This is a genomic window from Martinezella dioscoreae, from assembly GCF_009176305.1.
In the GTDB taxonomy this organism is placed as follows: Bacteria; Pseudomonadota; Alphaproteobacteria; order Rhizobiales; family Rhizobiaceae; genus Rhizobium; species Rhizobium dioscoreae.
This window is the reverse complement of the sequence record NZ_BLAJ01000007.1, coordinates 222,650-235,653: the sequence shown is the minus strand read 5'-3', so window position 1 is coordinate 235,653 and position 13,004 is coordinate 222,650. Positions and strand designations below refer to the sequence as shown.

The 13,004-nt window shown below is 55.4% G+C and carries 12 protein-coding genes; 1 reads left to right on the top strand and 11 read right to left on the bottom strand.

Annotated elements, in window-relative coordinates; all coding sequences use genetic code 11:
• Window positions 1–321: 321 nt before the first annotated feature.
• The 10 genes from GDN47_RS25025 to rfbB form a co-directional block, all read right to left on the bottom strand.
• Window positions 322–1,494 (bottom strand): glycosyltransferase, encoded by a 1,173-nt coding sequence (locus GDN47_RS25025; RefSeq protein ID WP_233790101.1) that lies wholly within the window; start codon window positions 1,492–1,494, stop codon window positions 322–324.
• Window positions 1,491–2,627, bottom strand: coding sequence for a non-hydrolyzing UDP-N-acetylglucosamine 2-epimerase (gene wecB / locus GDN47_RS25020; RefSeq protein ID WP_152094486.1), 1,137 nt, complete (start codon window positions 2,625–2,627; stop codon window positions 1,491–1,493). Before wecB ends, GDN47_RS25025 begins: the two co-directional genes overlap by 4 nt.
• On the bottom strand, window positions 2,620–4,209 hold the full coding sequence (locus GDN47_RS25015; RefSeq protein ID WP_152094485.1) for a polysaccharide deacetylase family protein: 1,590 nt from the start codon (window positions 4,207–4,209) through the stop codon (window positions 2,620–2,622). Before GDN47_RS25015 ends, wecB begins: the two co-directional genes overlap by 8 nt.
• Window positions 4,206–5,582, bottom strand: coding sequence for a phenylacetate--CoA ligase family protein (locus GDN47_RS25010; protein ID WP_152094484.1), 1,377 nt, complete (start codon window positions 5,580–5,582; stop codon window positions 4,206–4,208). Before GDN47_RS25010 ends, GDN47_RS25015 begins: the two co-directional genes overlap by 4 nt.
• Window positions 5,583–5,645: 63 nt before the next feature.
• Window positions 5,646–6,623 (bottom strand): glycosyltransferase, encoded by a 978-nt coding sequence (locus tag GDN47_RS25005; protein ID WP_152094483.1) that lies wholly within the window; start codon window positions 6,621–6,623, stop codon window positions 5,646–5,648.
• On the bottom strand, window positions 6,623–7,699 hold the full coding sequence (locus tag GDN47_RS25000; RefSeq protein ID WP_233790113.1) for a glycosyltransferase: 1,077 nt from the start codon (window positions 7,697–7,699) through the stop codon (window positions 6,623–6,625). The genes GDN47_RS25005 and GDN47_RS25000 overlap by 1 nt, the downstream gene beginning before the upstream one ends.
• Before the next feature lie 32 nt (window positions 7,700–7,731).
• The gene (locus tag GDN47_RS24995) at window positions 7,732–8,478 is read right to left on the bottom strand and encodes an ABC transporter ATP-binding protein (RefSeq protein WP_152094481.1); all 747 of its coding nucleotides are present in this window, start codon (window positions 8,476–8,478) and stop codon (window positions 7,732–7,734) included.
• Between the two features lie 3 nt (window positions 8,479–8,481).
• Window positions 8,482–9,318, bottom strand: a complete 837-nt coding sequence (locus GDN47_RS24990) for an ABC transporter permease (RefSeq protein ID WP_152094480.1) — start codon at window positions 9,316–9,318, stop codon at window positions 8,482–8,484.
• A 117-nt stretch (window positions 9,319–9,435) separates the two neighbouring features.
• The gene (gene rfbD, locus GDN47_RS24985) at window positions 9,436–10,323 is read right to left on the bottom strand and encodes a dTDP-4-dehydrorhamnose reductase (protein ID WP_152094479.1); all 888 of its coding nucleotides are present in this window, start codon (window positions 10,321–10,323) and stop codon (window positions 9,436–9,438) included.
• Window positions 10,320–11,378, bottom strand: coding sequence for a dTDP-glucose 4,6-dehydratase (rfbB, locus tag GDN47_RS24980; protein WP_152094478.1), 1,059 nt, complete (start codon window positions 11,376–11,378; stop codon window positions 10,320–10,322). Before rfbB ends, rfbD begins: the two co-directional genes overlap by 4 nt.
• Before the next feature lie 105 nt (window positions 11,379–11,483).
• On the opposite strand from rfbB, the gene rfbC reads away from it, so the two are divergent.
• On the top strand, window positions 11,484–12,035 hold the full coding sequence (gene rfbC / locus GDN47_RS24975) for a dTDP-4-dehydrorhamnose 3,5-epimerase (protein ID WP_152094477.1): 552 nt from the start codon (window positions 11,484–11,486) through the stop codon (window positions 12,033–12,035).
• Window positions 12,036–12,069: 34 nt separating this feature from the next.
• Here the strand turns inward: rfbC and rfbA are convergent, their stop codons facing one another.
• The gene (gene rfbA / locus GDN47_RS24970) at window positions 12,070–12,954 is read right to left on the bottom strand and encodes a glucose-1-phosphate thymidylyltransferase RfbA (protein WP_152094476.1); all 885 of its coding nucleotides are present in this window, start codon (window positions 12,952–12,954) and stop codon (window positions 12,070–12,072) included.
• Window positions 12,955–13,004 lie beyond the last annotated feature (50 nt).

The following is a 13,004-nucleotide window of genomic DNA, read 5'->3' as shown; positions in this document are numbered from 1 at the left end:
TGACGAACTCGGCCTAGTGCCTGACAAGCTGCGACGATTGCGAGGTTTCCACTAGGAGGCTGGTCAGCCTGGCGACACGCCTTGATGCGCCGAAGCTAGCGACACCGCTTGTCTTGGGGGCGCTTCCAAAGGCTCGTCCGCAAATACCTGCCAACGTGCCGGCTGTTGCATCCGCATTCAGACAGTCGGCTTACCGTCACAACAGTCGATAGGAGCCGTATGCGGTAGTGCCGCACGTACGGATCTGACCGGGGGACGATGGGTAATCATCGTCCCTACCAGTACCAGTGAAAGCGACAACGGGGCTCGGAGGCATTTTCTTCATATCAGCGCAAGCATTCGATCGAGTCGCGCTTCCCAGCTAAAATTTAGAAGCCTGGGATCATGCAGTCCGATAGCCTCAGGTGGTGAGGCCAACAATTTTTCGGTGTTATAGATCCAATCCATCGGATCACTCGCTATGGCAACTTGATCCTTGATATCAGCAAGCGCGCCTATGGCTGTAGAGATGATGGGTCTCCCTGCCGCCATATACTCATATAACTTCATCGGGAAAACGCCCGACATGTAACCTGTTGTTAGATTAGGAAGAACTGCAATATCTGTCCCACGCAAATAGTTCGGTAGAGTGTCATAGGACCGGTACCCAAAAAAATAAACGTTCGGGAGTTCTTTCAAGCGGCTAACAGCTGGACTCTTTTGACCCTCTGGCTCGTCTCCGATGAAGATCCAATTCCAGCCGGGTCGAGCAATGGCGCATTGTTCAACGAGCGAGAAATCGAGCTTGTAGTCGGACAAAACGCCTGTGTAGCAAAGTTTCGGTCCACTAATGTTGGCCAACTCGGTAGGTATGGATCCAGCATGTCTCGCCTGCGCAAAATGCGCGATATCGGCGACGTTGCGCTCGTAGACACTGCGCTCTCCGGCCACGGCCCTACAGTGAGACTGAAGATAAGGGCTTGTCGTAAAAACACGATCCGCTCTTTCGAGAAGCGCCACTTCCGCTTTTCGAAACGTATCGGCGTCCACGCCAGGGATGGCGGCAAGGTCGTCGACGCAGTGGTAAATAGTGGACCGTACCGGCAAACCATCCATGATGCCGTCAATATAGGGGTGATAAGTCCAGACAATAACATCATCACTATCGCGGTTGAGTTTCAGCCATTTGCGGATCGCCGAGCCAAGTAGCCACCGATTGAACGCTCGAACAAATCTGTTCTTATGGCCGAGCGGAATTGTCAGCGGCGCATAGACCCAGAGCGTTTGGTCCACTTTCTTTGGGGGAATGAACGCTCTCTTCAGGCGGTCCCATATGCGTAACAGATCACGCGCATTGGCTCTGGGGGCACGAATTCCGGGTGACTCGATGTAGAGGACTTGATGGCCCCGCTTGGCCAAGCGGTCGGCGATATGCTGCTTGTTCGTCCGGTAAGGTGCTGCCCAATCAGCTGTCGAAAACATGACAAATGTCATTCGTTTATCGCCACCGGTCACGGTAACGGCTCCTTCGACAGTATATCGACGATTCGCGCTGCAGCATTGCCGCCCCCGTAGGGATTGGGTCTTCCAGCAAGCATTGTCTTGCGGCGAGACCGCAGCCAAGAACTAGCCAGGGAGACAATATTTTCCCGCGCGATCGGCACTAGGCGAGAGAAGCCGGCGCGTACCCCCTCTGGCCTCTCGGTTGTCCTGCGCAACACGATGACTGGCACTCCGAATGAGGGAGCCTCTTCCTGTAAACCTCCTGAATCTGTCAGCACCAATTCCGCAGAAGAGAGACAAAATAGAATATCTGCGTAGGGCAGCGGATCCCCCAGCACGACATTCTCAATCCCGTTGAGCCTTGGCATCACCAGCGCGCGGACGTTTGGATTTAGGTGCACGGGAAAAAAGAATGTGCGATCTGGGAAGCGGTCGGCCAACGCGGCAATCGCATCAACAATGACATTGAGGTCATGCGCAAGGCTTTCCCGGCGGTGGCACGTCACGAGCACGAACCGTCCCTGGCTTCGCGCTACCAGTTCCCTGACGGCGGGCGATATATCATCGGTGGTCACTCTGCCTCGAAGCTCTTCCAGCGCATCGACGACCGTGTTGCCCGTAACGAAGACCTTGGATGAAGGGACGCCTTCTTTCCGCAATTGTCGCGCCGATCGTTCTGTCGGCGCAAAATGCAGGGTAGCCAACGACGTAACGAGCTTGCGGTTCATTTCCTCCGGAAATGGGTTGTAGCGTTCATAGGTCCGCAGACCCGCTTCCACATGAGCAACTGGAATCTGTGCGTAATGTGCAGCCAATGCTGCCGAAAGAACTGTCGTCGTGTCCCCCTGCACAAGGATGATGTCCGGTCTTGCAGCTTGAAAGATCTTTTCGCATGCGCCGATCGCAGCCCCTGTCAACGAGGCAAGCGTTTGATTGGGCTGCATGATGTCCAGATCGACATCCACGGAAAGCCCGAAGCTGGTCAATGTCTGGCGCAACATCTCACGATGTTGTCCCGTTGAGACCACTGTACAGCGAAAAGCCTCCGGACGCGCGTAAAGAGCCTTGATAACCGGCGCCATCTTGACTGCCTCTGGGCGCGTGCCGACGATGACCATGACATGACGCACGCCAATTTCAGCCATTGACAAAATCCGCCAATGCCAGGGTGGCGCCGCGCCAACGGACCGAGAAGGCGAGACCTGACGCGGTTTCAACCGCGGTACCTTCCGTCAGTCCGAAGCCATTATTCATTTCTCGCATCGTTAGGCGCATCTTGGCCGCAATCCAGTCCAAGGTATCCTCTTCATTGAGCCAAAGGATCGGACGACCCGCCATTTCCAATTCGATATGGTCGATAAACTCCCGATGCCGCGACAGGCGATGTTCCTCAGAGCCCCACCCGTAGTCATAGCGCGGCGAAAATGGATGATCGAGATAGCCGAACAGGTTTCCGGCTGTAACCGCCACCGTGAATGCCTGCTTGTTGATCGCCAAAGGATCCCCTTCACTCAGAATACAATCACCATGCAACATGCACTGTTGGCTGTGCGTCACAATTCCTGATCCGTCACCCGGTATCGTTCCCCCCTTGGCCATAAGCATTTCCGGATCGTTGGCGATGATACCGCCAACGAAACCTTGCAGCCCCGCGCGCTTAAGCGCTTCCGGCACATAGGCGGGGTTCTGGTGAAAGGGCGATACAGCATACCGCACGGTCAAGCCCGGCAGGCGCTGTTCGAGCCAGTCTGAGGAGGTTCGTGCTTCTATCTCGCAGGCTTCTCCTGAGCCTCCCCAGCGAGGTGCGTGCGTCACAGAGTGCGAGAGAACGGCGCCGCCGGCATCCAGAACCTCCCTCATTAGCGCGACGTGCTCCTCCTTGTCTTCCTGAGCAGTCTTGACCGCCAGAGAGAACGGCAGGCCGCGAGAACGGTAGAGTTCGAACAACGGCCGCGCCGATGCAATGTCTTCATCGCAATCCAGGCGCATCGTCACTGCCGCGTCATATCCGTGCGGAATTTCCCCAATGACCGGAATGCACGGCCTGTCGTTGTGCCGCCAATCCGCGAGGAACGCCTCGATCACGGCCCATTCGGCGCTGTCGACCGGGCCTACTGGACGATTCCACCACAGGATGGACGCAGTCTCGTTCTCAAGTAAGGTGACGAACGGCAGATCCTCCGCAATACCAGGTGCAGAAGCGACCGCGAGCGTCGTTGCGCTGAGGACTTCACTCGCCATCGCGATAGACCACGATCCGCCATCGGCCGTAATCCGTCCGTATCCTAGATTGTTCCATTCGTCGGCATAGTCAAACCGCAAGAAAGGCCGCGACAAAAATGGTGATGTATTCGCCAGGGGATGCTTGGTCCAGTTGACCACTGCAGATGATCGCGTTGTCGCGTAGATTGGCGTCGGCGGGCATGCCGCCGCATCGGCCCATCCGGAAGCTACGGGGCCTGACGCAGCCAGCCCCACCAAGGACGCGACTTTGTCGGGCAAGTGACCAAATAGAAGAACCTTGGCGTTTGACCTAGAAGCTGCGGCAACAAGGGGCGCTTGATCCACCCGGGGCGAGATGAAGACATAAACATTGCCGTCCCCAACTTTCGGCACCGGATCTTCGGATGCCACCGTTACCAGACCGCGGGTTACCGATCGGCGGAATGCTTCCGCGACGATTTCGGAGGTGAAATCATTGGGTTTACCTGCAAATATGGTGATCATTGATCCGATGCCTCTTCTGGCACGAAATGCCTGAATTTCTGGCGCAGGCCGACCAGCTTTAGGTCAGCTGGCGTGATGAACTCGACTTGGACATTGTCGGACCACCACGAGGCAATACGTTCCCGGATTGCATTGGTGTCGGCGGTATCCTCTGGCACAAGCCGAAACACCGGTTTGCCACGAAGCATCTGAATCTGGAATTCGCGAATGCCGCCGACGCGATCAAGCACGTCCTGGATAAAGTGGGTGGGGAGTGGCGTGCCGCCCAACATGATCACGTCGTGAACTCGACCAACCATACGGGGAATGACAATCCCGTTCGGCTGGTGCGCAAGGATGGCGTTGTCGCCGGTGCGATAACGCAACAGCGGCATCATCCTGTTGAAAAGTGGAGTTATCACCAACTCACCACTGCGGGCACCTTCAGGGATATCCGCCAACCCTGTTTCCTCTTCCAGCCGCAACTCCGGCCATGCGAAAAACTCGTAAAATCGCATATCGGAACTCTTTGGATCGATCTGGTAGGCGATCACGCCGGCTTCCGCCAAGCCATAGCGATCAATCACCTGGCATTGCAGCACCCGTTCGATGCGCTCTCGCTGCCGCGCCTCGAGCAACTCGCCGGAAGATTCGAAGATCTGGAATCCTTTATCCTTGCCGCGGGTCGCCTCGACGTGGGCTGCGAGCTGATCGGCGGTAGATGGATGGGCATGCGCCAGATGTGGCCGGATCGACTTTATTTTACGCCATATCTGTTCGAGTTCCTCGCTTGCGAATGTTGCGAAAAAGATATTGTCACGATTCATGGCAAAGCACTTCACATGCTCACGCATGCGGTCCCGCCACGGAAATACCTCCGGAAATTTCGAGGCGAAATGCAGCTCGCTCCGCCAGTGCGTGTTCCCGACGCGACGGCGGCTTTCCTGGGTGATGGCCGAAGACCAGTCGGCCGCCTCCTGATCATAATAAATATGAGCGGACGGTCCTGTCGAGCCACCAGTTTTGGCCACATGAATCCGCATACCGTCCCGGTCCTCGCGCATCAGTCTTTGACCCTGTTCGCGAATGATATCCTTCGTTAGGTATGGCAAATCCTCGATATATCGGGGGTCCGCAGCCACCTTCACCGGATCGAAGCCGATCGAACTGAACAGATCACGATAATACGGCACCTTGGCGCCGGCAAAGGCGACTGTTTCGGCAAGGCGCGCCACCGCACGCGCACGTCGCTCTAAAAACGGCCGGTCTATCTCTTCTCTGATCCATCTTGTTTTGCGGCGAATATCGCGAGCCTCATAGCGCTCGGTGAGGGGGTAGACGATGGTCGTTGCCAAGGCCCCGCGAATGCCGTTCCGAAGAGCGCTAAAAATCATTGTCTTTCAGCCTTTGAAATTCCGCGTCAAATGCGCTTTGGTAAGGGCAAGTAGACTCGCCTGTCAACGCGCAGCCGCCAGCCTGTGGTAGAGTTCTAGCAACGGCTCGACGGCGTGATTCCAAGTAAAATTCTTGTTCACATAGTGCCGCAGTTGCTCCGATGGCGGCGTTTCTCCTGCTTTTCTCAATGCGGTGGCAATCCCCTCTACATCGTCGCTGTTGACATATAGAGCATGATCCCCAAAATACTCGCGGGTGGAGCCTTCACCTGTGATCACAAGCCGTGCACCTGCAGCCGATGCCTCCAAAGCAGCAAGGCCTGGCGTTTCCAACGTTGAAGGTAGACAGAAAACCTCGCAAGCAGCATATGCAGACCGCAGCAACGGACTATCGTGATCAAGTGCGCCCAAATGGCGAACATTCGGACCTGCTTCAGCGAGACAAGCCTCACCATATTCTGCGTCTCGGATATGACCAAGGAGTATCAATGGCTTGCCGGCCTGCTTTGCTGCGCGGATCAAAGCCAACTGATTCTTGCGTGGCTCGATATTCCCGACATTGAGCACAAACGGCCCGTGAATCTCGTAGGCGGAGCGGAAAAGCCTAGGGTCAACCGGCTCTCCGAACCACGGATCGCAGGCATTGCGTACCGTTTGGAAGCGTTCGCGCGATAGACCAAGTATCGTGGAGATACGATCGCTTTCTACATCGCCATTGGTAACGATTGCATCGGCCAAGGAAAGCTGTGCGGTGATTTCGGCGATTGGATAGAGGTGCATGGTTTCTTCCGTCAGCCAGAGGCTGGCAGAAATGACGAGAGGAATGCCCCGCGCCTTCACGTAGTTGCACAGATGTACGGAGCCGCCCATGCACGAGAAAAAATGAAATAGCTCCGCCTTGTCGAGGCCGCTACGCCAGGGATCGTACCGCACGACATCCGCGCCGGCCTTGAGCAGATATTGTTCATATTTCAGCAGCTGGATTTCGCCACCGCCCGGTGTCTCGAATGCCCAGGGATAAGTCGCATAGACGATCTGCATCAGGCTGCTCCCAAACCTTCGATAGCAGTCAGGATAAGCCTGCCGTCAGCCTTTGTCCGCAGTTCCTCAAGGCGTTTCTTCCGGAAGGAGGCGTGGCCAGAGTGGTCGCCATCTATAAGAAAAGCCGCGATCGCCGCCGCCGCTGCTGCCTTGTCATCTTCCCGAATTAGCAATGCCGCAGACCCCAACACTTCCAATATTGCGGGAACGGGAGTGACGAACATCGGTTTATCAAAGGCCAGCGCATCGAGGGCGGGCACGCAGAACCCTTCGTGAGACGAGTGCGCGATGCAGGCTGTCGCCATTTCATAGAGCCCCTTCAATTGGCGATCCGATATCCCATGATGGAAGGTGACAGGCACACCATGGGTTTCCTCGATCGTATTTGCGAGCGCCTTGACAAGATCGACGTAGGGGCCGTTTGCAGGGCCCCCGACGATATCGAGTGCAATCGGTATCTTCAGTGCCGCTAGCTCTCCGGCGATATCGACAATGTCGAGGACGCCCTTATGTGCAACGATGCGCCCAACGTACAGAAGATTTTGCTTATCCGACGCAGCTCGCAGACCTTCGGCCTGAACAGCATTCCACCGGTCCGCGCCGATGAGCGGCGGGCAGATGACGATCCGGTCCCTGTGATGCGCTAAAGCATCCGCATCGAACGCCTCGAGCAGACACTTCGCCGTCGCTTCCGAATTGACCATGATGACATCGAACTTAGCTAGAAGTGGACGCTGTTCGAGGCCCAGCCGGCAATTTTCGATTGTTCGCTCGTCAACTCGATCAATCAGATCAGGCGGTGTGATATTGTGAAAATAAACAATCTTAGCATTCGGTAGCGCGATAATATCCTCAAGCGCAGGATCGAAGATCGAATGATTGAAAAAGATGACATCCTGCGGCTGGACTGCCGTCCAGAATGCCGATCGGCTTTCAACAGGGTGAGGCTCTTGAACGTCTGTGTGTTCGGCCCAAAGCCGAACGTGGTGCCCTGCTTTCTCCGCTAGAATGGCGATCTGCCGCGCGAAGCTGCCGACGGCGTCGTTTAAAACGATATCCCGGGCATGAATATGCACTGTGCTCAACGCTGTTCTTTCTGTATTATGGGTCAGCTAACCGCAGTTGCAGGCGTTTCCGCACCATCAATCTTCTGCGCCCGCACGACAGCTTCATCGGATTTGATATGCCCCTGCTCTAGCCGCACGATGCGTGTGCAAACACGTTCAAGCATCTTCATGTTGTGGGATGCAATGATGAGGATCTTCGAACGAGAAACCAAATCCTCCATGCGCCGCTCGGCCTTCTTGGAAAAGGTTTCATCAACGACGCTCAGCCATTCATCCAGAAGAAGGATCTCCGGTGAGAACGCCGTCGACACTGAGAAAAGTACGCGCATCAGCATGCCCGAAGAGAACGTGCGCAAGGGCATGCGGCGCATTTTGTCCTCTAGGTCCGTGAACTCCCAGATCGAATCAACAAGCTCTTTCGTTGGTTTGATACCATCCACGCGGAGCAAGAGCCTGATGTTGTCCTCGGCAGAAATTTCCATATTGGCGCCGATTGCAAGCCCGAGCAAAGGCGTTATTTGACCGGTGACGGAGATGTTGCCGCCGGATATTGGAAAAATACCCGCGATTGTCCGCAGCAGTGTCGTCTTGCCGGAACCGTTTGGTCCGTACAGTCCGATGCGTTCCCCAGCTTTAACCTTAAAGTCGATCTCGTGAAGGGCGCGGATGACTGTTGTTTTCTCCGTAGATCCGCCCGCGGCGGACAACAAAAGCCTCTTCAAAGACTTGTCGTTCAGATCGTAGATCGGATAGTCAAGCGTGACTTTCTCAAGCGTGATCGTAGCCATTGTTCAGATCCAGAAAGCCGCGTTGCGCAGGCGCGTTAGCGCAAACCAGCTCAGTAGGGCAAGAATTGCGAAGAGTCCCAGCGACACGATGAAACTATCCCAGGGCATCGCGTCGTTCAACAATGGCTCTCGCCAGATCGCAAGCAAATGCACGACGGGGTTATAGTGCAGCAGATAGTCGCGACCCGCGACCACATGCGGTTTCCACATGATCGGCGAGGCAAGGAAGGCCAAGTTCATAAATGACTCCACCAGCGGCTGCACGTCTCGATAGCGCGTGGCAAGCGTTCCCGCCACGAGCGATAGGCAGAGCGTCACCGCCATGAAAATGATCAGCCCTGGAATAGCCATGAGGAGACCGGGGAACGTAGCCCCTCCTAGAAAGATGAAAAGAATAATCGGAACGAGGATGTTGTGGGCGAGAAACAGTAGATGCCGGAAAAAGCACTGGACATAGAAGACATAGGCAGGCAGCCCCCGATCCTTGATGAATCCACCCGCACCCAGTAGCGTCGTCGTCGCATTGTTGGTCGCGCCGGACAAAAAGTTCCACATAACGAAACTAATTGCAAAATACGGCAAGAAGTCGGGAACGGAGACGTTCGATATAGCGCTGAAGACAAATCCAATGCAGCCTACGAAAATTGCCGTCTGTAGCGTAATCCAAAAAGGGCCGATCACCGATCGCGCATAGCGGTGCCGCACATCGTACCAAGCCAGGAAATAGGCCAATTTGATGTTGTTATACACCCCAGGCGGCGATTTCTGTATCCGCAAGGACTCAGTCGATTCAGACCACGACGGATTCAACGGGCTCGTCGCCTGTGTCTCAACTAACATATTAGTTATCCTCTTCTCGAGATCAAAAGCATCCCGTCGTCTATCCCACAAGCTCCAACTAATAAGCAAATGGGAACAAAAGAAGGCCTAAGCTTTCCTGCCTTGATGCAGAAGCGATCAACCCCCGATCACCGCCAGCCGCTGCAGGCAGTGAGCTAAGGAGTCGCGCCAGTGCGGAGCTTCAATTTCCAGCACGCTGGCGATCCGATTGCAATCAAAACGTGAATTGGCAGGCCGCCTTGCCGGCGTCGGATATTCGGCGGTCGAGATTGCCGTCACACGGTCGGGCACTGCCCATCCGTGCGCTGCCGCTTCGGCGAAGATTGCCTCGGCAAACCCGTGCCATGTCGTATATCCGCGACCGGCGAAATGGAACGTGCCCGCGACGTTGCGCGAGCGAGCCTTCGCTATCTCAACGATCTTCAAGCACGCTAAGGCAATATCGCCCGCATAGGTCGGATTGCCATGCTGATCGGCGACGACGCGCAGTTCCTTCCGCTCCCGGCCAAGGCGAAGCATGGTCTTGACGAAGTTGCTTCCACTCTCGTGAAAAACCCAGGCAGTACGAAGGATGGTGGCTGCCGAATAGACCTCGCGCACTCGCTTCTCGCCTTCGGCCTTGCTTAGGCCATAGGTGCTGATCGGCGATATCGCATCGTCTTCGGTATAGGGCGTCGTTTTGTCGCCCGAAAAGACGTAGTCTGTAGAGATATGAACAAAGGGGACATCAAGCTCCCTTGCGGCCCGTGCGATGATCGCTGGGACATCCGCGTTCAGACGCATCGCTGAGGCAGCCTCGCTCTCCGCTTTATCCACAGCGGTATAAGCCGCAGCGTTTACGACTGCTGACGCTCCCGACTTCATGATCGCCGCATATGTCTTGTCGAGATCTGAAAGGTCGAGCTCGCCCCGACCCCACGCAACCCATTCGAGGCCGCGTTCCTTGGCCAGTTCCGCAAGGGCTGTAGCAACCTGTCCATTCTTCCCTAAGATCAAGAGCGTCATTTGGCTTTAGCCTTATAGAGGGCCTCGGCAGCATCCTTGTGCGGGCGCCACCACCACTCGTTGGAAAGATACCACAAGATGGTGGCATGCAGGCCGTGGTCGAAATCATATCTCGCTTTCCAGCCGAGTTCGGTTTCAATCTTTGTTGCATCTATCGCATAGCGGTGATCGTGACCGAGGCGGTCGGTGACATAGGTGATCAGGCTCTCATACCCTCCTTGCGGCGCAGGAGGTCCCAACTCGTCCAACAAGGAGCAAATGGTGCGAACGACATCGACGTTGCGGCGCTCGTTGCGCCCACCGATATTGTATTTCTCACCAAGGCGTCCCTTCGTCGCCACAAGCCACAGAGCGGAAGCATGATCGTCCACATGCAACCAGTCGCGGACGTTGTTTCCGGCACCGTATATCGGTAACGAGCCATGCTCCAGCGCGGTCGTAATCATGCGCGGGATGAGCTTTTCCGGAAACTGGAACGGACCATAATTGTTTGAACAATTCGAAATGACAATCGGCAGGCCGTAGGTATGATGCCAGGCATTGACCAGATGGTCCGATGCAGCCTTCGATGCGGAATATGGCGAGTTTGGCGAATAGGGCGTCGTTTCCGAGAAAAGTCCCTCGTCACCCAACGTACCATACACCTCGTCTGTCGAGACATGCAGGAAGCGAAATTCCTTCTGCTCGGCCGCTGGGAGCGCCGACCAATAGCTGCGAACGGCCTCTAGAAGCCGGAAGGTGCCGACGATATTGGTCTCGATGAATGGCGCCGCCCCGTCGATAGAGCGATCAACGTGAGACTCCGCCGCGAGATGCAGAATGACCGACGGGCGGTGACGTTGCAGGATTTCACCCACCAACTCGCTATTACCGATGTCACCTTGTATGGTCGAGAAGCGCGGATTGGATTTGATGGAGTCGAGCGAGCGAAGATCACCAGCGTACGTCAACAGATCCAGATTGACGACATCGTAATCTGTTTCGCCAATGAGATATCGACAGACTGCTGATCCTATAAAACCCGCTCCACCAGTGACCATTGCTGTTTTGCGCATGAAAAGCTCTCCGCACTACCTTGTACTCAAGGGAGTGTCCCTATATCGGATCTTGACCGACGTCAAAGCTGCTAGCGTGATCGCCATCTCCAGGAAAGGAAAAAAATGAACTTCAAGGCTATTCCTCAGGCTATCCCCGATGTCCTGCTCTTGGAACACAGGGAATTCGGAGACGATCGCGGCTCGTTTACAGAGACGTTTCGGGCCTCCGCGTTCCAGGAACTTGGGTTGCCGCAATTTGTACAGGATAATCAATCACGCTCCTCAAAAGGAGTCGTTCGCGGCCTGCACTATCAAGTCAATCCTCACGCGGTGGGAAAATTAGTCCGCTGCGTTCACGGGCGGATATTCGACGTTGCCGTGGATCTGCGGCTGGGATCGCCGACTTATGGTAAATGGGTGGGAACCCAGCTTGCCGGCACAGACAATCACATGTTTTATGTTCCAGAGGGCTTCGCCCATGGCTTCATGGCGCTGGAGGATGATACCCTCGTTTCCTACCGGCAGACGGGATACTGGGATGCCGCGTCCGAGCGGTCGCTCCTATGGAACGATCCTGACGTCGCGATTGATTGGCCCAAACTTGGCGTGTTGCTTTCGCCAAAGGATGCCACCGCCACGCGCTTTGCTGACGTCGATCACAATTTCAGCTACTAGACGGCAGACGAGTCCAATTCCGCTTATAGAGAAACTATCGCGGAATTAGGCTCAGCAGGTACTTTCCATAGCCGCTCGACACAAGTGGATGAGCCAGTTGTGCGAGCTGCTCGTCATCGATGAAGCCCATGCGCCAGGCGATTTCCTCAATGCATGCGATCTTCTGGCCCTGGCGTTTTTCGATCGTGTGTACGAATTGGCTCGATTCAAGAAGACTATCATGGGTTCCGGTGTCGAACCATGCATTACCGCGACCGAGCTTCTCGACGAAAAGCTTTCCGTTTTGCAGATAGACGTCGTTGACCGTTGTGATCTCAAGCTCACCGCGGGAAGAGGGCTTGATACCTTTTGATATCTCGATGACGTCGTTGTCATAGAAGTAGAGCCCGGTAACGGCGAAGTGACTTCTCGGATTCTTCGGCTTCTCGACGATGGAGATCGGGGTCATCTTATCTTCAGCAAACTCGACGATCCCGTAACGCTCTGGGTCGCTTACCGAATAGGCAAAAACGGTCGCACCGGAACTGCGTTCGCTCGCTTGCCGCACGCTCGTGCCCACGCCGGTGCCATAGAAGATATTATCTCCAAGCGCGAGGGCCGCACACGCACTGCCGATAAAGCGCTCTCCAATGATGAAAGCCTCGGCAAGACCGCGTGCCTCCGCTTGTATCGCGTACTCGAAACGCATACCAAGCGTTTCACCGGATCCCAGCAATTCCTGATAGAGGGGCAACGCACTTGGTGTTGAGATGATCAACACCTCTGTGATTCCGGCGATCATCAGCGTACTAAGCGGATAGTATATCATCGGCTTGTCATACACTGGCAGCAACTGCTTGCTGACTGGGATCGTCGCTGGGTAAAGCCGTGTTCCCTTGCCGCCGGCGAGGATGATGCCCTTGTATTTCGGCTGAAGCATTTACGTTAACCACTTTTCGGCCCCAAGGCCGCTGAGAAATCAGTTATAAC

Excerpts from the sequence above, each read along its gene's own strand:
- GDN47_RS24990 (WP_152094480.1), bottom strand. The coding sequence starts at position 9,318 with ATGTTAGTTGAGACACAGGCGACGAGCCCGTTGAATCCGTCGTGGTCT.
- GDN47_RS25010 (WP_152094484.1), bottom strand. The coding sequence starts at position 5,582 with ATGATTTTTAGCGCTCTTCGGAACGGCATTCGCGGGGCCTTGGCAACG.
- GDN47_RS25005 (WP_152094483.1), bottom strand. The coding sequence starts at position 6,623 with ATGCAGATCGTCTATGCGACTTATCCCTGGGCATTCGAGACACCGGGC.
- GDN47_RS24995 (WP_152094481.1), bottom strand. The coding sequence starts at position 8,478 with ATGGCTACGATCACGCTTGAGAAAGTCACGCTTGACTATCCGATCTAC.
- rfbD (WP_152094479.1), bottom strand. The coding sequence starts at position 10,323 with ATGACGCTCTTGATCTTAGGGAAGAATGGACAGGTTGCTACAGCCCTT.
- rfbC (WP_152094477.1), top strand. The coding sequence starts at position 11,484 with ATGAACTTCAAGGCTATTCCTCAGGCTATCCCCGATGTCCTGCTCTTG.
- GDN47_RS25015 (WP_152094485.1), bottom strand. The coding sequence starts at position 4,209 with ATGATCACCATATTTGCAGGTAAACCCAATGATTTCACCTCCGAAATC.
- wecB (WP_152094486.1), bottom strand. The coding sequence starts at position 2,627 with ATGGCTGAAATTGGCGTGCGTCATGTCATGGTCATCGTCGGCACGCGC.
- rfbB (WP_152094478.1), bottom strand. The coding sequence starts at position 11,378 with ATGCGCAAAACAGCAATGGTCACTGGTGGAGCGGGTTTTATAGGATCA.
- rfbA (WP_152094476.1), bottom strand. The coding sequence starts at position 12,954 with ATGCTTCAGCCGAAATACAAGGGCATCATCCTCGCCGGCGGCAAGGGA.